Consider the following 20,445-nt stretch of genomic DNA (forward strand, 5'->3'; position numbering starts at 1 on the left):
AGAAGGGCTCTTTGTATAATTACAGTCCATTCACATACAAATATCATTTTGAAACACGCACTCAAAAAACGATCAAGTTTTCATAAAAAAATGAATTTTATTCAAGACAAGCCGTTCAATCGTCGAAAAGTATAGTATGAGTAAACTTTGTATCGTTTTGGCATTACTCTTTTTGGTTTCGCTTTGTGGCTGCTCCTTGGATGCCTCTTTGCAGAATTTCAAGCTTTCACAAATGGATAACACAGCACCACCGACACTGTTTTCCTTAAACTTTGAAGGCAAGCTGATCCACACCACTTATGAAGGAATCACACCCATTACCGTCAACGACTCACCGTTGTTCGCTCCTTCGGCGTCGCCTGCAGCCATAACCACCGCAACTGCCAAAGGTCTTGGTGACGTTACGACGATAGCGGCCCCTGCCGAGTTGACGGATATCAAACCTTTCATCCGACATCCTTACCACGATGCGCCCCAACCTGCACTGAGCGCACCGATACCAAACTTCAACCCTGCGGGGGAAGTAGCCTTCTCCCCAACTGCCGGAGACATCACTACACCCTCACCTGCAACGGCTTGCACATTTTTGTCTCCGATGCCAAACAGCACTTGCTCCGCGACATCCGTGTCGGTGTCCCTGCAAGACATCACGACGGGCACACTTTCCATTCAATTTAACAACGGACAGACCTTTGACTTGTCGATGGCAAGATACCAAATCACCCAATTGCAGCTTGGAAGCGCAGGAAAAAAGGTGGGAAGCCAATCCGAAGCTCGGGAATCCGGAGGTCCCTATCAGATGGACCTTATTTCAATCGGCGCTGCGGACTACTCCTCGTCCAAATCTTACTTACGCCAATCCGACAGCTCAGTTCAGCTGGTTTACAGCCGCGCCACAAACTATGACTTCCTAAAGGCAATCGCCGTAATGCCGAATATCGATCTGGTCTTTTATGCTGGTTACAAACCAACAGTCGACCGAATGGGCCTTTATGTTTCAGATAAAGCCATGACTTATTTCCGTCTTGTCGCAAATGTCAACCCCACGCTGGATGACATTCCCATGTTTGGTTCCTATAGATTTGTCGAATACAGAAACAAGATTTATTTCACCCTTTATTCTGGTTCCAGTCGCTTCAAACTTTTTCGCATGAACCTGGATGCCACAAATGTTGAACAGGTCACAAACTTCATAACAACCGGAAGCGACGACGTGGGTGGATTGACCGTGCATAACGGAAGGCTGTACTTCACCGCACGTACAGCCTCCACTTCTGCCGGAGCTGGAAAGCTGTTCTTCCTGGAAACCGATACAAATGGAAACAATCTTTCCATTTCACGTTTTCCAACACGCAACACCGCAAACTCAGATGTCGGCTCAATCCATTCCATTAACGGACGGCTTTACGTCAACTGGTCTTCGAACACTGAATCCGGACTGCACTGGGTCAGTGACGATCACTCACAAATCACCAAGATCACCGCGTTTGCCGACAACTACAGCTTTGGAGTCCTGTACGCAGGAAGCTCGGTACTGGCTAAAATGGACGAATCCCTTTCAGACGACCGAAACAGTCTTTTTCTATTCGACACAACCCAAAACCAGTTCACAATCCTGGCAGATTTGCGCCCAGAAGGGAACGGCTATAACTGGAAGAAAAACGAAGTTGCCAGTGCCGGAGACCGTCTGTTCTTTATCATCCAAAACGGCGAAGAAGGCGGAAGCAAAATTTACTCCACAGCTTCTGATGGCAGCGATCTTCGTGCCGAAACTGACATGGAAGATGTCGATGAAATGGTCATCCTGGGAGACAGACTGTTCTTCCTGGGCTTTAGCGGATCCAATGACAAACTTTATTCAATCTCCGCCACCAAGGGCGGAGACCTGCAACAGCACAGCGATCTGAACCCCGGGGGGCCCGACTTCGTCCGCAGCGGTAACGGGTTGGAGCTCTATCGGCGGAACGACAGCACCCTGCTTCTGGCCTGGGATGCTGATGCCTTTGAAATCAAACTTGATGAATAGTTGTATCACTTTGAGACCCTGTCAATTCCACCTTATGCTGCCGAGCTAAATACCGATAAGTGTTTGTGGCGAAAGGGGCATACCTCATGTTTTCTCGCAAGATGATTATTGCAGCTGGCTGTACCGGTTTGGTGTTCTTTGGGGGACTGGGTCTATACCTGTACTCCACAGAAGAACATTCCCCTTCCCGCTCTCAAAGCTCCAAAAAAGACAGCACACGCGCTCTGGAAAAATCCTTCATCACCTCTCAGACTGACAAGGTCATTGATGAACCGAGTGCGCTTTTCAACGATCCCGCCATCAGCCAGGCCTGGGGTTTGAAAAAATCCGATGCGGCTCGCGCATGGTCCGTCACCAAAGGCAGTCGTGACATCGTGATTGCCGTGATCGACACGGGTATCGACATCAAACACGAAGACTTGGCGGGCAACCTTTGGCGCAACCCGGGTGAAACCGGCAAAGATTCCATGGGCCGCGACAAAGCCACCAACGGCATTGACGATGACGGCAATGGTTTTGTGGATGACGTCTATGGCTGGAACTTTGTTTCCAACAATCCAAAACTGGATGACAACCACGGACACGGCACTCATATCGCCGGCATCATCGGCGCAGAGGCCGGAAACGGCAAAGGCATCACCGGGATTGCTCCGGAAGTCAGCCTGATGATTCTAAAATACTATGACCCGAAAGTTCCGGGCACGGACAACTTGAAAAACACAGTGGCTTCCATTCGCTATGCAGTGAAAATGGGCGCGCACATCATCAACTATTCCGGTGGTGGGACTGAGTTTTCACAGGAAGAACACGATGCCATCGCCGAAGCCGAAAAAAAGGGAATCCTTTTTGTCGCCGCTGCGGGGAATGAAAGATCCAACTCGGATCAGCATCACTACTACCCGGCCGATTATAAACTGAGCAACATCATCTCAGTCACGGCAATCGACCCCAGCACGCAAGTCTTGGCTTCGTCCAATTATGGTGTCGAGACTGTGGATATCGCAGCTCCCGGCCAGAACATTCTGTCCTGCCTACCGGGGAACTCTTACGGTTATATGACCGGCACCTCGCAAGCCACCGCATTTGTGACAGGTGCAGCTGCTTTGGTGATGGCGCACAAACAGTCTTTCTCTGCCAGTGACGTGAAAAAATACATCCTGGCTACGGGCGATGCCCAGTCACAACTGGCTTCCAAGACCCGCACATCCCGTCAGTTGAATCTGTATAAAGCACTGACCATCCTGGATCAGGGCGTGGGTGCCACGGGTGTGATCGCGGTGAACACCGCCAATATGAAAAGCTTCAGTGGGGATCCCAATGACAAAAACTCCCGCGCGGCTGAAGACGGCGTTGATGCCACCGCCAAAGAGATGAGTCACTTTGGCCGGTCTCTGATCGATGCCATGGGCACCAAAGTTCGCCCAAGCAAACTCGGTACAAAACAGGAAACCGAAGGGTTCTAATATCTCCCTTCCCGCCTAAAAAGGAGCCCACGAGGCTCCTTTTTTTATGTCTTTCACTGTCAACAATCTGGACAGGCCTGTCGGTTTTTCCCAGGTCCCATCCACCACTGGGATTCAGTCCCACCCTGTGGCACACTTGCCGCCATTCGGGGGCATTCCATGAATAAGTTTGTTGTCGTTCTGCTGTTATTGCTTTCATCCGCTTCTGCCTTTGCAGACCTAGATGGAACATTCGAAAAAATCCGCAATCAGGCCCGTCATTATCGTGATCCAGGAGCCGTGTGCGAGGAAGTCGCGCGTGCTGAATTTTCGGAAAAATACCCTGCTCCCCAATATGAAGTGATCGTGGGCATTGCCTACAACCTGAAAGGTCGCACCGTGGGCGAACTGGACATGGTTTTGATGGATCACAACACTCAGAAAGTTGCGATGGTGGGCGAAGTAAAATGTTACAGCAACCTGAAAAACGGCCTGACCAAAGCCAAACAACAACGCAAACGCTTCCTGACTCATTTGGGTTCGGGGGCTCCCCTGGAGTTCATCAACACCTCCACCGGGGAAAAGTACGCTTACGACAAATTCCAGTATGTGCGTGAATTCATCTCTGTATCGCAAAAAGGCGGAAAAGCTGTGGGCTTTGATGTGGAGCTAGAGCACAACTTGGATGAAATGACCCAGTTGCGCGACAGAATCATACACTGCCAAAAAGACAATCTTTGCCCTGTGCCGTAAAAGTCGCTCCTGCCTTGCAATTCAAGTCTGGATCGTGCCAGACTTGATTGCACAGGGGGAACTTTATGAAATCGGTAATTTCAGTATTCATTTTCTTGCTAGGTCTGTCTGCCCACGCCGAAGTCGGCTTCAAAAACGGAAATCAAAAAACAGCTGTTCTTGCTCAAGGACGAATCGTCGTCCACTGCTTCGGGAACAACCCAGGCGGTCCATCCCACGGCTCTTTCATCTGCCGCGAAGAAATTCTGACAGCGGGAGAATACGACTATTTCGTCGGCCCGGCGGGCATTAAAGGTGACTCGGTCACGCTGACAGCTCTGCACCAGGACGGATCACAAAGAACCAAAACTGTTGATTACGACAGCGCCAAAGGCCAAAGCAAGAAATCCATCAACCTGTGGATTGCAACCTTGCTGCAACGCCCGCTTCTGGATCCAGGCACAAACACTGTCAGATACAAAATCACATCCAACGGCAAAGTCACAGCCTCTGGCGAATTCGTGGCTGAGATCAAAGACGGCGGCACCAAAAACTGCTCCCGCACAGGATCCTACACATCCAACACGCCATCAGACTGCCAAAACGGAACATCGCTGTGCCGCCGCTACTTCAACGAAAACAACTATTGTCTTTAATTAATTGATAAAGAAAAACTAAAAAGGCTCCCGATGGGAGCCTTTTGTTTTTTTAATCCAGGAAATCGGAGGCGGAGATTTTGCCTTTGATCATGACGATCAAACCCGCCGCCATACACGCTAGCGCCACGCCCACCCCGATCAGGTTGCGGTGCCCCAGGTTGATCATGCCCAACAGGATCAACAGCGCGCTCAGACCAAACGGACCCCAGTACATGTACTTGTTCCACTTCGGCTTCATCGCTGAATCTTTTGCCGTAGGTTTTTGGCTCAACCCCACCATCATCAAAGAGTTGATACGCGCGATCATCTGATCACATTGAGGATCGCCACCTTGAGCGGTCTTTAGGTCTTCGTACTTCAAAATAGCAAAACGCAAAGCATCCAGTTCATGACAAGAACGGATGAACTCGTCATGCAGGGATTCATTGTCGAAGTTTTCAACCAGGTTCTTCCACTTGCGCACAAGGCTTGGCTGAGCTTTCAGGGAAGGATCCTTAGGCAGGCCTTCCAGCTTTTCAAAGATCACGTGGCAAGAGTAACACTCTTTCGCACGACGACCGTTCAATGCCCCACACTTTGGGCAGCCCTTCATCTCATGAGCCCCCGGCTCCATCACATGATCTTCTTGTCGCTTAGCAGCAAGAGCAAGCTCACTTTTCTCCAATTCTGGAGCGGATTCGGCAGTTGATGCCTCTTCAGCCTCAAGAGAAACTGCAAAACAGATCACATTCGCCGGATCTTGAGGAGGATATTCGAAACTGAAACGACCCTCGCAGGAAATGCACTGAAACAGCGGCGACTCCGTCTGGATGTCGTCGTTTTCAACCTCGTACAATTTCGCGCATGATGGGCATCTGATCTTCAATTTCACGTGGACTCACTCACTCTTTATGTTACTAATACCATGATGAAGAGATGGTTTCAATTTTTCAAGCATAAAGCCTACGATTTTCGTTGGGCGATTCTCTCCGGAATTCTCGTCGGCACAAGTTACATTCCGTTTCCTCCTTGGGCGCTGATCTTCTGCTACACGCCTCTGTGGATTTACGTGACCGAAGAATCCTCGTCGGTGAAGAAATCTTTCTGGGCCGGATGGGTTACACAATTCATTCTGACCTTGATTGGTTTTCACTGGATCGCCTACACCGCGCATGAATTCGGTCAGCTTCCGTGGGCCGTGTCTTATCTGGCGCTGCTGCTTTTTTGTGCGTTTATGCATTTGTATATCCCGGTGGCCGTGGCGGCGGGAACCTGGCTGCGCCTGAGATTCAAGCTTTCCGGCGGGCAGACCCTGTTTACGATCGCTCTTTTGCATGCCCTTTTGGAACGAACCTGGCCGGTGATCTTTGAGTGGCATCTTGGCTACACTCTGATCTGGTCGAAAATTCCGATGTATCACCTGGCGGATCTGGTCGGCTTCCACGGGCTTTCCGCGGTGGTGTTGCTTTTCAACGCCTGGATGGGTTACGTGTGGCTGAAACAAAGCTTTGTCAAAAAAGCCTTAAGTCACCTGTCATTGCTGGCACTGACTTTTGCTGCTTTGGTGGGCTGGGGCTTCTGGCACGGCAAAGCCTGGAACAAGTTTGACGGCGAAACCAAGGCCACTGTGGTTCAGGCCAATATCGGCAATCTGGAAAAGATCTATGCCGAACAGGGCCGCGCTTATCAGGAAGTCATCACCCGCAAGTTCCTGGATCTGTCTTTTGCTGCTATGCAAAAGTATCCACAGACCGACATCCTGATCTGGCCGGAAACGGCCTTCCCCGATTATCTGGATCAGCATCTTTTGGACCGCAAACACGCACAGATCCTGATTTCGGGGCTGCAGCCGCTGGGCCGTCCATTGATCACCGGGGCCTATTCCAAAGATCCCAAGGCCGATGAAAAGCAGGACACGTCCACTTACAACGCCCTTTTCCTGGTGGATCCACTGGGTAACAACTTGGATAAGCCTTACCGCAAGACAGAACTTCTGGCGTTTGGCGAATACCTGCCACTGAGCGAACAGTTCCCGTTCTTGCTGAAACTTTTGCCGTTTGTTTCAAACTTCGGCCGCGGCCACGGGCCGGAAGTGATGAAGTGGGACACTCCGCAAGGTTCCGTTCGTTGGGGTGGTCAGATCTGCTATGAAGGTCTTTACCCGTCCTTCACCCGCGGTCTTGCTGAAAAAGGCGCCGACATTCTGGTGAACGTGACCAACGACTCGTGGTTTGGAAAAACCTTTGAGCCGCAACAACATCTGTACATGACTCTGGCTCGTGCAATTGAAGTGCGCCGTCCTTTGGTGCGTTCAACCAACACCGGGGTCAGCACTGCCGTTTTGGCAAACGGTGACGTTCTACAAAAATCACCACTCCATGAAGAATGGAGCGGACAGTTCGTGATAAAATATCTTAAAAACGCTCCCCTTACTTTCTTTGTCCAATGGGGTCATTGGGACTGGATTGTTATTTTGCTTGTGCTGGGAGCAGTGATTGGCCGAGGAGCCCTCAATGCAAGATCTCGTCGTTCTTGACTGGATAGAAATTCTAGAAAAAATCAAATCCCACGCCACCAGTGACATGGGTCGTGAAGCCATCATGCAGACGGAGCCTTTGAAAACTCCGCAAGAGGCGCACGCAAGCTTTCAGGAAATCAACAACGCCACGGAAGTCTTAAACCAAGGCGTCCGCCCGTTCATGACCAGTCTGGATCTTTATTCGACGTGGATTCTGCGTCTGAAAAAAAATGCTGTCCTGAAAACTTTGGAAATGAAAGATGTCAGAAGCTTCTGTCTGGAAGCTTTGGCGTTGAAAGAAGCCCTGCATCCAGTGCAAAACGACTGGGCCCAGCGCATTCACCAAAGCCTGATGAAGGCCGAAGAACCGGTATCCGCGATTGACCAGATCCTGACCCCAAGCGGAGACATCCGTTCTGATGCCAGCGAGACCCTGTTCCGCCTATTCCGTGAAAAAGAGCGTCTGGCGCGTGAAGTGCAAAGCACTTTGGACCGTCTGGTGAAAGATCATCAGATGGAAAACGTCCTGCAAGACAAGTACGTCACCACCCGTGACGGCCGCTGGGTCTTGCCGGTTCGAAGCGGCATGCAGCACCATCTGCCGGGTGTGATCCATGGATCTTCCCAGACCAAGCAGACCGTGTTCATTGAACCGGAAAAAGTCATCCCGTCCAACAACCGCCTGCGCCAGATCGAGGTGGAAATTGAAGACGAGATCGAAAGACTTTTGACCGAGCTTTCCCGTTATCTGTCTTCCAAGTCTTTGGACATTGAAAGCTCGCAAGTGCTGATGAAAGACGCCGACGTGCGTTTTGCTCAAGCCCAATTTGCCAATCAGGTGGAGGCCCACCCGATCGAGTTTTCTGATGACAGCATGGAGCTGATCGAGGTTCGCCATCCGTTGTTGCAATTGTCCGGAAAAAAAGTCATCGCCAACACCGTGCTGCTGGAAGGTCACAAAAGTATTTTGCTTTTAAGTGGTCCCAATGCCGGTGGTAAAACCGTGCTTCTGAAATCCATCGGTCTGGCCGCGCAAATGGCCCGCTGTGGTCTGCCGATTTGCGCCAGCGAAACTTCCAAACTGCCGTTCTTTAAAAATGTCCTGATCGGCATTGGTGATGCGCAAAGTGTGGACGAAGAGCTTTCCACGTTCGCTGCCCACTTGAAAATCTTAGGCAAAGCCGCGTCCGTCAAAGGCCGCGACAACCTGATTCTGATTGATGAGATCTGCGGATCCACCGATCCGGAAGAAGGCAGCGCCCTGGGCCGCGCCTTTATCGAAGAGTTCTCGAACAACGACGTCTTTGCCGTTATCACGTCCCACTTGGGCCCGTTGAAATCCGGCTGGGACGAACAAAGCCGTGTCTATAACGGAAGCTTGGAATACGACCCGAAAACCGGCCGCCCGACGTATCAGTTCCTGGCCGGTATTCCCGGGGATTCCATGGCGATTCAGACGGCAAAACGTGTGGGCGTTGCTCAAAGCATCGTTCAGCGCGCTTTGGATGTACTGGCTCCAGCCACACGTGCGCGCCTGGAAGGTCTTGAGCAGATCGAACAACTGAAGGCGGATATCAATCTTTTGCAGGACCACCTGAAAAAAGAAACCAAGAAGGCCACCGAGATGAAGCGCAAGTATGAAGGCATGCTTGAGCAATTCAACAAGGACAAGGACGAATGGCTGCAGCGCACGGTGAAAAAAGCCGAGCGCAAAGTGGAAGAAGCCATTGCCCACGCCAAAGCCGATGAGACCTTCAAACGTCACACCGCTTTGCAGGAAATTAAATACAAACTGCCAGAGATCGTGAAAGCAAAACCGATCACGCAGCCGGGAGCTCCGGAAACCGCCGAAGAGTTTGGCAAGAAGTTCCCACCGGGATCCAAAGTGTATGTGCCGACCCTGAATCAGGACGGCATCATCCAGAGCACGCCGAACTCCAAGGGTGAGGTCATGATTTTGTCAGGCTCGGTGCGCCTGCAACTGCCATGGACTATTTTAAAACCTGCGGGGAAACCGTCCAACCCAACGTCTCAGCTGATCCGTCAAAGTTCCAACATCACCGTGGCTTTGGCTGACGATGATCGCACTTTGGATCTGCGCGGCCGCACGGTCGAGGATGCCTTGCAGGAACTGGAATTGGCATTGGACAAAGCCGCTCAGGCCCGCGAAGATCGTATTAAGATCATCCACGGCCATGGCACGGAAGCTTTGAAGAAAGCTGTGCGCACCTACCTGTCCCGTTCCATTTATGTAAAAAAATGGAAGGCTGGGTCACCAGAAGGTGGCGGCGACGGCATCACGTGGGTTGAAATCGGCGAAGCATAAGGACCTTTATGACATACGTGAATATGGTTTTGAATCACCCTTGGTTTAATCTGTTTGTGCTTTGGTCCCTGTTGGGACTGGGGGTGGGTGTGGTTGCCAAGATCATCATCCCTGGAAGTGAAAACATGGGATGGATTCGCACGATTCTTTTGGGACTTGCGGGATCTTTTATTGGGAACTTCCTGACGCCACGAGTGTTTCACTGGCCCAAATACAACGCCTTCAGCTGGGAAGGCATCGCCATCGGCATTGGTGGCGCGGTGATTCTGGTTCTCGTCAACCGGGTCGTCACTCGATCCTAGCTGATGAGCCTTCCAACATCGACAGAGCAAATCAAGCGCGCCCCATACAAGGCGCGCTTTTTTTATTTATTCAACAAAGTGAGGTTCTGGAACTGGCGGAGGAGTTTCACGTTTCGGATGACAGACCACTCCACACTTCACAAAACAGCCCCGGCCGGTATTCCAGCAGTACTTCGCAATGGGCATCATGTCGGAAGGGCAGCTAAGGCGATTGGCCTCAAAAATAGGCTCCACCACGAAGTTTTCTTGAATTTCCTGAAGATTGACCACTTCCTCAGCAGCAAAAGACGTGGCACTTGACAAGGCCACTACTGCAAAGAGAGATAGAACGAATGCTTTCATATATTCTCCTGGGTTATGATTGATATATGCGACCCGGGATCAGGCTAAAAGGAAGCACCTTGGACTTGCTATTGATTTCAGATAAGCGTGCCGGAAATCAGCGACAGAAAGAATGAATATGTTAATTGAAGACTACAACATCGCAAGCTGGATCATTTCAAAGACACTGGCGCTGTCCTACTTTGTCGCCTTTTTGTCTTTGCTGCCGCAGGTGTTGGGCCTTTATGGATCTCAAGGCATCTTGTCGATTGATCATCTTTTAAATCTTTTGGACAAGGAACTGAAAGCCGAGCGCTTTTATCATGTTCCGAGCTTGTTCTGGTTTTCTTCGGGCGATCTGACACTGAAGTTGTTCTGCTTTATCGGCATGACCGCTTCATCGTTGGCATTCCTGGGCTTTTCCCAAAGCTTTATGTTTTTGACCTGTTTCATCTGTTACCTTTCGTTCGTCAGCTGCGGGCAGATCTTTTTAAGTTATCAGTGGGACAGTCTGTTGTTGGAACTTGGTTTCCTGGGATTGTTCTTCGCCCCTTGGCAGTGGGAATGGATTCCTCTGGCGGCGCACAATCTGCATCCGATCATGCTGGGGCTGGTGATTTTCTTATTGTTCAAACTGATGTTCTTATCTGGCGTGGTGAAACTTACGCATAAGGATGGCAGCTGGAAAGATCTGACAGCTTTGACATATCATTACTGGACACAACCGCTGCCAACACCGGCGGCGTACTTTGCGCACAAGATGCCCCGCTGGTTCCAGAAGATGAGTACCGTGATCATGTTCTTTGTTGAGCTCGTTTGTCCGTTCCTGATGTTGATTCCCGGAAAAACTCAAGTTGTCGCGGTGGCTTTGCTTTTATCACTGCAGTTCCTGATCATCCTGACTGGCAATTATGGCTTCTTTAATCTGCTGACCATCGGTCTTTGTCTGGCCGTGCTGCCGGATTCGGCCTGGGGATTTAAAATCAACTGGGTGGAAACCACCACCCTGCCCACCCCGGTGATGCTGATTCCCGCGTTGATTCTGGTTCCCTCATCGCTGTTCTGGATTTTGAAAACACTTTCTGAAAACAGCACGAAATTAAATTTCATGTTGCCGTACATGCGCTTCTTTTACCCTTTCCGCATCAATAATCCTTATGGGTTGTTCGCAGTGATGACCAAAACCCGCCCGGAAGTGGTTCTGCAAGGAAGCAACGATGGACTGAACTGGGAAGATTATGAATTCCAGTTCAAACCCGGCGGCCTTAAAAAAGCGCCCGCGGTGTGCGCTCCCCACCAGCCACGCATGGACTGGCAGATGTGGTTCGCCGCTCTAGAGAACTTCAACGAAAACATGTGGCTGCAAAACCTCGCAACCCGCGTGTTTGAACAATCCCCGGATGTGATGACCCTGTTCAGCAAGGATCCCTTCAAGGGAAGCTCGCCAAGATTCCTGCGTTTTGAACGCTATGAATACCGCTTCAGCGACTTCAAAGACCTGCGGCAAAACGGCCAGTGGTGGGAACGCGTTCATTCAGGATCTTACGGCCCCGTGTTCGGCAGAGACGACGGGAACGGCGAGCCGGCTTAGAAGATTTTTCAGTCTGTCTTAAGTTTAATCCACCATAAACAAACAATGAGATTTCAGACTTAAACGCGCCAGTGACGAAACTGGCGCTCTTTTATTTTTTGCGGTCTTTCGTTAGAACTTCTCCATTCACAATCAAGGAGTTTTTATGAAAGCCCTCTTGTTCCTTTTGATCGCTGGTCTTCTGCTTGGCACTGTCCCTTCCCACGCCAAACTTCAACCTCTGACAGACGACGAGATGTCGAACGTCTACGGCTCGGCCGATTTGGCCAGCAGCCTGCTCTTTATGTTCGAAGTAAGACGGGTTTCCGGTCAACCCATGACCGGGGTTGAAATCATGAACCACCTTCAGGCGGTCAGCAAAGCTTTCGGTATCACTCTGGAAAACATCACAGTTGTGGGTGAAAGATATGGCTCATTGCAGATGACGGTGATCAAGGATGGCAAAACCATTTCGACCACTCAGCTTCCGTCTCACTTTGATCGCATTCACATCGGAGCCATTCGAGCGGGCAACGGACCTTCCATGGGCTCTATGACGATTGAGGGTTTGAATATCTCCGGCCACATCACCGTGACACTGCACTAGAATGAGAAACCTGCGCGCAAAGTGACACGCGTTGCGCGGCACCCTCTTAGAAGTTTGACGTTTCACTCTGGGAACGTATCAGTCCGAGAATGATGGAATTTGCAACCACCTGAAATCAGGTGGTTTTTTATTTTGTCTCAGTCTGACCTATGGCACCGCTGTTGCTTTATAGATTGGCATTAGGGGGCTTTATGAAAAATGCGAAACAAATCTTCACAACTCTTCTGACACTCGGTGCACTGTCCATGTTGACAGCTTGCGGATCCAGCCAGCAGGTAGCAGGCTCTACGGATTCTTCCAGCCGCACACCAGTAACAGATGTTGGTTCTGCATCTTCTAAAGCTCTGGCTTACTGCAATCAGGCAACTGGCAACGACATCACCGGTAAAATGAAGGTCTTCGTTGATTCCAGCAACTATGTTCGTATGGAATACGTTTACCTGCGCCTGACTTCACTTCCAGCGACTTTCAAAACCGGCGGTTCTTATATCTCTTTGTGGAAATGGCTGGCAAACCCATCCGGTTACACCAACCTGGACACTTCCGCTTTGAACTTCGCTTTGATGAACCCAGCGAACGGTCAATACCTGACTGGCTGGAAAACGACTTTGAAATGGTCTGATGTTGTGACTGTTGCTTCCGGCATGGGTTACACAGATCCACAGACTTTCTTCAACAACGTCAACATCCTGGTTGATCTGAAAGATCCAAATGGCGAATACGATGCATTGAAGATCTCCAACTACGATGCCTCCACCAACAAAGCGATCAACACGGTTGACGGTCTGTTGCCACTGTTCTCTGCAAACCCAGCAGACTACGCTAACGACAACGGCTCTACCCGCGCCGGTGTCCTGCAGAAGCTGCACCCGTTCTATGGCAAGTCTGGTCAGTTCTCTACTTCCCAGTTCCAGTCCATGGCGAACAACTACTGCTTCTAATAAGTCCCAACCCCCAAACGCAAAAAAGCCACTCTTCCCCCAGAGTGGCTTTTTTCGTTTTTAAAACCGGCAATTTTAACGGTTGGTCAAAAAGGTTCAGATGCAAGGCGGAGGTGGGTCCTCGCAGCGCAGGCGTGCTCCTGCACGTCGAAGCGAGAAGCCCCGCCGACAACGCAGTCAGATGGGCCTTTTTCACCGACCGTCAGTGGGCGGATTCTTGGCTGACTTCTTCGGCCTGTAAGTTTTCGCCTTGTCGGTAGCGATCTGCCAGCGTCTTGTCGGTCGTTGGGAATGAGAACAACAACGAATGCACGTTGGAGTCTTCGTCTTCCTGAGTGACCGCGATATAGATCAGATCCTTGGTGGTTTCATGATCCGGGAATTCGCGGATGAAGCTGACCAGGATATTTCCATCCAGATCGTTCTTGCGCCAGATTTCATCAGCGCTTTCGATGGTCTCTTCGCGAAGTTCGGCGTAGTCTTTGAAATTTTCCTGGGGAATGTCTTTTTCCCCGCGCACTTTCAGCATCGCCTGATAAAGACCCATGGCCAAAGGATCCCCTTCGCCCATGGCATCCCCTTCTACAGATCCTGCGGAAACTTCTTCAAAGGTTTTATCGTAAACCATTTCACCGCGCTGATAGTTCTGCCAAACGCGGCTGTCTTTGGATGGGAAATGGATGAACACGAATGATGGATATTCGTCTTCACTGGACACATAAGCCACAGCGACATATTTGAAGGCATCAACGCCTTCTTCGAAACTTTTAATGAAGTGGTAGATGGCAAAATCCTCGAAAGTCTTGTCATCCATCCAAACTTCATCTGGTTCGTCCAGTGTGGACTCCAAATAATGCTCGCGTTCAATTTGCTCTTCGTCAGTGAAATCCTCAGCCGAACGCAGAGCAATATACTCTTCTTCCAGCTTATCGATGGCGCTTTGGAAATAGCCAAAAAGGTCTTTTTCATTCTCAAAAATCAGTCCAGCAGCCTCATCCACCAAGATGAGTTCTTTTTCAGAGGAGGTGCTTGGTTTCTTCTTTGCGCGGGTCTTTGTTTTCGCCATTCGTTTCGTATCCTTCACCTTTTCATTATTGAGACAATCCCTTCAGCCAACAACTAGAAAAAAGACACTCACGACGGCCCCTGTCATAGAAGTGCTTTTGGTCTTGCAACTGTGGACAATATTCCTCACCATTCAACTTAAGACGTCAGCAGGAGGCGCTCTTGGTCAACATAGAAGAAACAAGTCTGGAACGAATGGAAGCTTTGCTGTCTCATTCCGCCATGGGTGTTCATGTTCTTTTTGACAACAAGTCGATCGCCACGATCCTTAAGGAAGTGAGCGACGATAAGGACTTCTACAGCTTTGATAAGATGAAGAAGGTCCAGGATGTCATGACAGAGCTGATTGCCAAAAAAACCTACTTCGAAAAAATGGCCTATTTGCAGGCTCTGGATCAGGAATCCTATCAGATGCTGGTCAGGGCCTACTTCCACATCGTGGAAAACACGGTCCGCGCCAACCACGAACACGCACACTAACGAAAACGGGAACTCATAATTCCCGTTTTTTCGTTTAAAGTTTGCACACTTTCCCCGACTTGCTTCAGCCAATTTGGGATCTTCGATATTTCGTCTAAAGCTTAGAGTATTAATTCGACATCACTGCGGTTATTTAATGCGATGTGCCGACAGAGTGCTATTCTGAAGAGGTCGGATTTGGTGTCTTTCAAGATTCCCACCGCAAAGCCGATAGGAAGAACTGTGAAATATCGGATCTTCTTATCGGCTTTCTTATTTGTTCTGCTGCCGGCCTTTGCTCAGGCCGAGTACCGGGTCTTTGTTCTGAAGATCACAAAAAAGACCGCCGCCCCCCAGGCGCAGCAACCCGAGACGCAGGACTTCCGTCTGGTTGAAAGCACATTGGATCATATCCAATACCGCTATTACTATCCGGTGGCCGCCGATGAAGAGGTCACATACATCGACACCTGGCGCTGTTATGGTCGCACCAGTGACTTTCAACCCCACTGCCCCAACCCGAAAGGCCAGATTCCTGCCGAGCCCGCCCCGGCACCTTAAAACCTGTGTGTCGATTTGATACACTGGTTTCATGTCGTCAATTGACAATTCCACGAGAAAAGCCCAGCAAGCGGATTTGAGTGAACTTCAAGCCGATCACGCGCGCAAAAAAAAGCAGCTCGTGAAAGATAATGAAGCCCAGCTTTCTGATCTTAAAGACTATTACAACGACAAGAAGTCCGGCCTTCAGGAACAGAATGAAGCTGCGATCAATCACATTCGCAAGAATCAGCAGCAAGCCGCTGCCGAAGCCGTGGAAGATCGTCAGCGTCTGACGGAAAAATACAACTCCCGCACTCAAGCCCTTGCCAAAAGCTATGACGACAAACTGAGCTCCACGCGTGAAAAGCGCGCCGAGCAGATCCATCAGGCTCAGAACGATTCCCGCCAAAAAGTGACCAGCATTGAAAAAGATGCCAGCGAACGTGTGGAATACATCCGCACCAAAAGTGCTGATGACATCAAGGGCGCCAAGGAAAAATACAACAAGGACATGTCCCAGCTGAATGAATTCAGCGACCGCCGTCTGGAACAGCAGCGCAGCCAAAATGATGCCAGCCTGAAAAACGAAGTGGAGCGTGGTCGCAACGTGCAAGAGCGCGTGCGCACCCGCAATGAAAAAGAATACGGCGAACTGCGCGAACGCGGCGAAAAGGTTCTGGTTCAGGAAAACGAAAAGCAGCAGAAACAACTGGCTCGCCAGGACAGTGACTTTAACAAACGCTATGATCAGCAACAGACCCAATGGGAATCCCGCGAAGGAAATCTGAACAAACAGTACTCTTCCCGTCTGCAGCATCAGAAAGTCGCTTACGAAAACGCGCTGGACAACCAGAACGACCGCTTCCAGAGCACTTACATGAAAACAGAGGACGCCAACCGCGAATCTTTGAACATTCAGAAGCAGCGCTATGTGCGGGAACTGGCTGAAACCCGCAAGGACTTCGTCAAAGCCGCCGGCAAATATGCCACAAAAGAATCAGATCCATTTTATAAGGTTGAAGACCGTGGCAGTCAGATGAAAGAAAATCCTGATTTCTATATCCTGCGCGCCTATGTGCCAGAGCATGAAAAGGATTCCGTGAAGGTGACGATTCAGAATGATCGCGCCACCGTATCAGGTCAGCGTTCTTTCAAAGACAAGATTAAAGAAGACAATAAGAGCGTCAGCAGCTCAAACTTCCAGACTTTCCGGGAAGAGTTTGCTTTCGACAAACCCGTCATCACCGACGGCATGACCCGTCAGCGCGATGGCGACTGGGTTGTCTATCACATCCCTAAAGGGATCCCGAGCCGCTTTGAACGAAAGGCTTAACGCTCGTTTGCGCTGCCAGCAGAATTTCCAGGAAATAAGCCGCCAACTGATGACGTCCTTCCACTGAGGCCTTTTTATAAAGGCTCAGAGCTTGCTGTCGAGTTGTCGTTTCTGAAGTGCCCCGTCTGTCCGCAATTTCACGCAGGCTCAAGCCAAGAAGAATCAAACCACCGACTTCACATTCAGTTTTGGTAAGTCCCCATTTATCGAAATGAGTTTTGAAGTAAGCTTGAAATTCATCGGGATGTTGTTTCATATCCGAAATTTAATCGGAATTTGTTTAAACTGTCATCATACAGAAGTACGCAGTAAGAAAATAATCTTCCCCCGGTGGAGAAAATGACCTCCACGCGCCTCCTGTTTTTAATTCTAGGAATTTACCGGAACGACCGTTCCTTAGACTTTCATCAAATAACGAACTTCACGCATTACAAATGCAAGACGAGTTTGAAGATCTTGAAGCATTTCAAGATTTGCGTGCAACTGAGTTAGCGCATCGACTTCAACAACCGGCTTATCCGCCATTTCGTGGTAGGCCTTGTGAGCCACAGGAGAGAAGGATTCAACAACAGACTCAGTCACCACCGCTTCAACTTGCGCGTTTTTATCCAATGTGATCACTCTCATCTTGTTCTCCTTCACCTGCATTCTCAGGCGCGAAATCAAAGTCTAGTTAGCTTTTTTCTATTCCAACAACTTAAATAAACTTACATGGACATTTTACACTGCTGGGCGCTAGTACTCGCACTGCAGGGCTGAAGAGTCCACCTCAGCCAGATTCACCCGATCATCACCACTGGACAGATAGGTCGCCATCACGGAACCCGCGCCGTCCTTGTGTTTCAGGCCCAAGACGTGACCCATCTCGTGAAGCACCAAAGCTTCTATATTGACCTCGCCCGACGATTTTCTCGCTGGGTTTACAGCCGTCGTCAGACGTTGATTATTCCAATAGAAATTAAAGTCATAGGCGTTCAAACGGATGTCGGCTTCCTTGATAAGGTCCCCGATCCAGTAAACACTGGTCCGGCCCTGTTCCGAAGCACGGTTGCTTTCCCAGGTATCCATCAAATAGATGATGTTCTGCCCATCTTTATGGGGAACAATCGGTCCGCTATAACGTGGATATTGAATGATATTGATCAGTTTTCGTCCGGCGGTGCGTTCCCAGGTTTCTGCTGCTCGCATGATTGCAGGCACCATAGAATCCGGGATAGAGGTATGCAGTTGCATCGTCACTGGAGCATCGCTTTTCCAGGAGATTCGTTCGCCATACACGTTTTGCACGAAACCACAGTCTTCCTGGGATTTCGGCGCACAGGCTTGAACTACTAATGCTATTGATAGGACCAATGCGGTCCCAAGCCACTTCCACATGCGAGCGACCTCCTCTGCCTTGAGCTATTACAAGGAAAGGGCCACCTTGGCTTGCAGGGAAAAACCAACGTAAATATCTGCTTTCATTGACCTATTCAAACCCAGCCGGAATCGGCCTTAAAACCGGCCAACGCCAAGGAAAAGCCGTCAGGTTTAGCGACAGGTCCTTAAATTTCGCCTAAGCTATTGATTTTATATGTGGTTTTCGCTGTAAAAGCTTTGAACACCCTTTCGCCGCAAAGTGTGGTGCAAAAGGATCCCAAACAAACTGGCCCGCCGATTGCTTTAGTAGGAAGCATGTCTCAAATAGAGACAATCGGACCCCACCCCAATCGGGGAACTCTTAGAGGTCCACACTACCCATCCCACATCCTACCTTCCCTGGTGGTGAGCTGAAGAAAAGCTCCTCCCGCCAGCCGCGCGCGCGACGTTCAATCCTTGGAAAAGGACCGCAATTTTGATAAATAAAAACCTTTCAACCAGAAAGGTCCCCCATGATGAAACTGACAGTGATTCCCGGCGATGGTATCGGCCCTGAGATTATGGCTCAGGTCATTCGCGTTCTTAAACACGTCCATGCTCCATTTGAATACGAAGAGCACCAAGCTGGCGAAGTGGCTCTGAATTCTTTGGGCGAATTGCTGCCTCAGACCACCATTGATTCCATCAACAAAACCAAGCTGGCAATCAAAGGCCCAACGACCACGCCCGTCGGCGGAGGCCACAAGTCCATCAACGTGACCATGAGACAAAAGTTCGATCTTTATGCCAACGTGCGCCCGGTTCGTTCTTTGCCTGGTGTTCAGTGCGTTTGCTCGGATGTGGACCTGACTATCGTGCGTGAAAACACCGAAGACCTTTACGCGGGTATTGAGCGCATGGTCGATGAAGACACTGCCGAAAGCATCAAGCGCATCACACGCAAAGGATCTGAGCGCATTGCCCGTTATGCTTATGATCTGGCTCAGAAAACCGGCAAACCTCGTATGGCTATCGTGCACAAAGCCAACATCATGAAACTTTCTGACGGTCTGTTCCTGAAAGTGGCGCAGGAAGTGGGCTGGCAGTATCCAACCATCACTACCAAAGACGTTATCGTTGATAACGCCTGCATGCAGCTGGTGACCAAGCCTCAGCAGTTTGACGTGATCGTGACGGAAAACCTTTACGGAGACATTCTGTCGGACCTGTGCGCAGGTCTGGTGGGCGGTTTGGGTGTGGTTCCGGGTGCCAACATCGGTGCTAATCACGCGATCTTTGAAGCGGTTCATGGTTCTGCACCGGATATCGCAGGTCAAAACAAAGCCAATCCAACAGCTTTGCTGCAATCTGCAGTGATGATGCTTCAGCACGTGGGTGAAAATGCCAAAGCCGATGCGATCATGAAAGCTTTGATTGCCGCACTTTCTGACGTCAACGCAAGAACTGGTGACTTGGGTGGTAAAGGCACGACGGTGTCTTTCACTGACGCCATCATCCAGCGTCTGGGTCACTAAGATGAAGCCACTGATGATCTCCCCGATCCGCACAGAGATTTTCCGTCAAGGTGGGGACCTGGCGGAGTTCATCCTGGCTCATGTCGAAAAATCCCAATGGCAGGAAGGCGTCCTTCTTGCCATCACTTCCAAGATTATCTCTTTGGCGGAAAACCGCCTGGTTCCTTTAAACAGCATCGACAAAAAAGATCTGATCCGCCGCGAGGCTGATCACTATCTGGGTGAAATCGGTCACGGCGTGTCCCTGACCATCAAAGATGGTCTGCTGTTGCCCGCGGCCGGAATTGATGAATCCAATTCTGAAAACGGCGACTATATCCTGTACCCGCAAGATCCGTATCTTTCTGCGGAAAAACTGCGCCAGTCCCTTTGCAAGCGCACAGGACTTAAAAACCTGGGCATCATCGTGACGGATTCCCACACCAGTCCTTTGCGCAATGGTGTGACCGGCATCGCCCTGTCTTTTGCAGGCTTTGATCCAGTTCGTAACATGGTGGGGGAAAAGGACATCTTTGGCCGTGAACTGAAGATGACCAAAATCAATCTCGCCGACAGTCTGGCTGTCTCCGCTGTTTTGATGATGGGCGAAGCGGCCGAACGCTGTCCGCTGGCCCTGATCGTTAATGCGCCGGTGACTTTCAACGAAAATCCCCGTCGTGAGGATCTGCAGTTTGCTCCCGAAGACGACATGTACCTGCCTCTTTACAAACATCTCATGAAGTAGAGTTTGCCTGATCCCGGTTTTAAAC

The 20,445-nt window shown here is 50.1% G+C and carries 21 protein-coding genes; 15 read left to right on the top strand and 6 right to left on the bottom strand.

All coding sequences use genetic code 11. The features are described 5' to 3' along the window. The first annotated feature begins 136 nt into the window (after nt 1-136). From ACNQKP_RS17540 to ACNQKP_RS17555, 4 genes are all read left to right on the top strand, one after another. Nucleotides 137-2,026 (top strand): hypothetical protein, encoded by a 1,890-nt coding sequence (locus ACNQKP_RS17540; RefSeq protein WP_417866490.1) that lies wholly within the window; start codon nt 137-139, stop codon nt 2,024-2,026. Between the two features lie 86 nt (nt 2,027-2,112). Then, nucleotides 2,113-3,489 (top strand): S8 family peptidase, encoded by a 1,377-nt coding sequence (locus tag ACNQKP_RS17545; protein ID WP_417866492.1) that lies wholly within the window; start codon nt 2,113-2,115, stop codon nt 3,487-3,489. A 159-nt stretch (nt 3,490-3,648) separates the two neighbouring features. Continuing rightward, the gene (locus ACNQKP_RS17550; protein WP_417866494.1) at nt 3,649-4,221 is read left to right on the top strand and encodes a hypothetical protein; all 573 of its coding nucleotides are present in this window, start codon (nt 3,649-3,651) and stop codon (nt 4,219-4,221) included. 65 nt (nt 4,222-4,286) lie between these two features. Next, nucleotides 4,287-4,856: a hypothetical protein gene (locus ACNQKP_RS17555; RefSeq protein ID WP_038451228.1), complete on the top strand. Its 570-nt coding sequence runs from the start codon at nt 4,287-4,289 to the stop codon at nt 4,854-4,856. Between the two features lie 52 nt (nt 4,857-4,908). Here ACNQKP_RS17555 and ACNQKP_RS17560 read toward each other — a convergent pair whose 3' ends face one another. Beyond that, nucleotides 4,909-5,730, bottom strand: a complete 822-nt coding sequence (locus ACNQKP_RS17560; RefSeq protein ID WP_417866496.1) for a hypothetical protein — start codon at nt 5,728-5,730, stop codon at nt 4,909-4,911. Between the two features lie 33 nt (nt 5,731-5,763). On the opposite strand from ACNQKP_RS17560, the gene lnt reads away from it, so the two are divergent. The 3 genes from lnt to ACNQKP_RS17575 are packed head-to-tail and all read left to right on the top strand — an operon-like array spanning nt 5,764 to nt 9,984. Continuing rightward, entirely contained in the window at nt 5,764-7,374 is a 1,611-nt protein-coding gene (lnt, locus tag ACNQKP_RS17565; RefSeq protein ID WP_226987953.1) for an apolipoprotein N-acyltransferase, read from the top strand. Next, nucleotides 7,352-9,682, top strand: coding sequence for an endonuclease MutS2 (locus tag ACNQKP_RS17570; RefSeq protein ID WP_417866498.1), 2,331 nt, complete (start codon nt 7,352-7,354; stop codon nt 9,680-9,682). The genes lnt and ACNQKP_RS17570 overlap by 23 nt, the downstream gene beginning before the upstream one ends. 8 nt (nt 9,683-9,690) lie before the next feature. Continuing rightward, on the top strand, nt 9,691-9,984 hold the full coding sequence (locus tag ACNQKP_RS17575) for a GlsB/YeaQ/YmgE family stress response membrane protein (RefSeq protein WP_038451223.1): 294 nt from the start codon (nt 9,691-9,693) through the stop codon (nt 9,982-9,984). A gap of 66 nt (nt 9,985-10,050) precedes the next feature. Here ACNQKP_RS17575 and ACNQKP_RS17580 read toward each other — a convergent pair whose 3' ends face one another. Continuing rightward, nucleotides 10,051-10,326, bottom strand: a complete 276-nt coding sequence (locus ACNQKP_RS17580) for a hypothetical protein (protein ID WP_417866500.1) — start codon at nt 10,324-10,326, stop codon at nt 10,051-10,053. Between the two features lie 112 nt (nt 10,327-10,438). Between ACNQKP_RS17580 and ACNQKP_RS17585 the strand changes: the two genes are divergently transcribed. From ACNQKP_RS17585 to ACNQKP_RS17595, 3 genes are all read left to right on the top strand, one after another. After that, nucleotides 10,439-11,896 (top strand): lipase maturation factor family protein, encoded by a 1,458-nt coding sequence (locus ACNQKP_RS17585; RefSeq protein ID WP_417866502.1) that lies wholly within the window; start codon nt 10,439-10,441, stop codon nt 11,894-11,896. Between the two features lie 145 nt (nt 11,897-12,041). Then, a complete protein-coding gene (locus tag ACNQKP_RS17590; protein ID WP_417866504.1) occupies nt 12,042-12,482 on the top strand; it encodes a hypothetical protein in 441 nt (146 codons plus the stop codon). 191 nt (nt 12,483-12,673) lie between these two features. Next, nucleotides 12,674-13,423: a hypothetical protein gene (locus ACNQKP_RS17595; RefSeq protein WP_374035276.1), complete on the top strand. Its 750-nt coding sequence runs from the start codon at nt 12,674-12,676 to the stop codon at nt 13,421-13,423. A gap of 202 nt (nt 13,424-13,625) precedes the next feature. Here the strand turns inward: ACNQKP_RS17595 and ACNQKP_RS17600 are convergent, their stop codons facing one another. Continuing rightward, nucleotides 13,626-14,489, bottom strand: coding sequence for a PBECR2 nuclease fold domain-containing protein (locus tag ACNQKP_RS17600; RefSeq protein ID WP_417866507.1), 864 nt, complete (start codon nt 14,487-14,489; stop codon nt 13,626-13,628). 161 nt (nt 14,490-14,650) lie between these two features. On the opposite strand from ACNQKP_RS17600, the gene ACNQKP_RS17605 reads away from it, so the two are divergent. The 3 genes from ACNQKP_RS17605 to ACNQKP_RS17615 all read left to right on the top strand — a co-directional run bounded on the left by ACNQKP_RS17605 (nt 14,651) and on the right by ACNQKP_RS17615 (nt 16,823). Continuing rightward, nucleotides 14,651-14,968 (top strand): hypothetical protein, encoded by a 318-nt coding sequence (locus ACNQKP_RS17605; protein ID WP_417866509.1) that lies wholly within the window; start codon nt 14,651-14,653, stop codon nt 14,966-14,968. A 222-nt stretch (nt 14,969-15,190) separates the two neighbouring features. Beyond that, complete coding sequence (locus ACNQKP_RS17610; RefSeq protein ID WP_417866511.1) at nt 15,191-15,508, top strand: hypothetical protein; 318 nt, start codon at nt 15,191-15,193, stop codon at nt 15,506-15,508. 31 nt (nt 15,509-15,539) lie between these two features. Next, nucleotides 15,540-16,823, top strand: a complete 1,284-nt coding sequence (locus ACNQKP_RS17615) for a hypothetical protein (protein ID WP_417866513.1) — start codon at nt 15,540-15,542, stop codon at nt 16,821-16,823. On the opposite strand, the gene ACNQKP_RS17620 is transcribed toward ACNQKP_RS17615, so the two are convergent. The 3 genes from ACNQKP_RS17620 to ACNQKP_RS17630 form a co-directional block, all read right to left on the bottom strand. Then, nucleotides 16,786-17,079: a helix-turn-helix transcriptional regulator gene (locus tag ACNQKP_RS17620; protein ID WP_417866515.1), complete on the bottom strand. Its 294-nt coding sequence runs from the start codon at nt 17,077-17,079 to the stop codon at nt 16,786-16,788. The two genes, ACNQKP_RS17615 and ACNQKP_RS17620, sit on opposite strands and share 38 nt — an antisense overlap. Nucleotides 17,080-17,219: 140 nt before the next feature. Further along, nucleotides 17,220-17,450 (bottom strand): hypothetical protein, encoded by a 231-nt coding sequence (locus ACNQKP_RS17625; RefSeq protein ID WP_041577259.1) that lies wholly within the window; start codon nt 17,448-17,450, stop codon nt 17,220-17,222. A 108-nt stretch (nt 17,451-17,558) separates the two neighbouring features. Next, nucleotides 17,559-18,200 carry a matrixin family metalloprotease gene (locus ACNQKP_RS17630; RefSeq protein WP_417866517.1) on the bottom strand — a complete coding sequence of 214 codons (642 nt, stop codon included), beginning with the start codon at nt 18,198-18,200 and terminating at the stop codon, nt 17,559-17,561. Nucleotides 18,201-18,694: 494 nt separating this feature from the next. Here ACNQKP_RS17630 and ACNQKP_RS17635 point away from each other — a divergent pair, with 494 nt between their 5' ends. Together ACNQKP_RS17635 and ACNQKP_RS17640 are read left to right on the top strand one after the other, a co-directional pair. Continuing rightward, complete coding sequence (locus ACNQKP_RS17635) at nt 18,695-19,696, top strand: isocitrate/isopropylmalate dehydrogenase family protein (RefSeq protein ID WP_041577255.1); 1,002 nt, start codon at nt 18,695-18,697, stop codon at nt 19,694-19,696. Between the two features lies 1 nt (nt 19,697). Beyond that, nucleotides 19,698-20,420, top strand: a complete 723-nt coding sequence (locus tag ACNQKP_RS17640; protein ID WP_417866519.1) for a coenzyme F420-0:L-glutamate ligase — start codon at nt 19,698-19,700, stop codon at nt 20,418-20,420. Nucleotides 20,421-20,445: the final 25 nt, after the last annotated feature.

Origin of the sequence: Bdellovibrio bacteriovorus (genome assembly GCF_048286975.1) — a bacterium.
Classification (GTDB): Bacteria; Bdellovibrionota; Bdellovibrionia; order Bdellovibrionales; family Bdellovibrionaceae; genus Bdellovibrio; species Bdellovibrio bacteriovorus_H.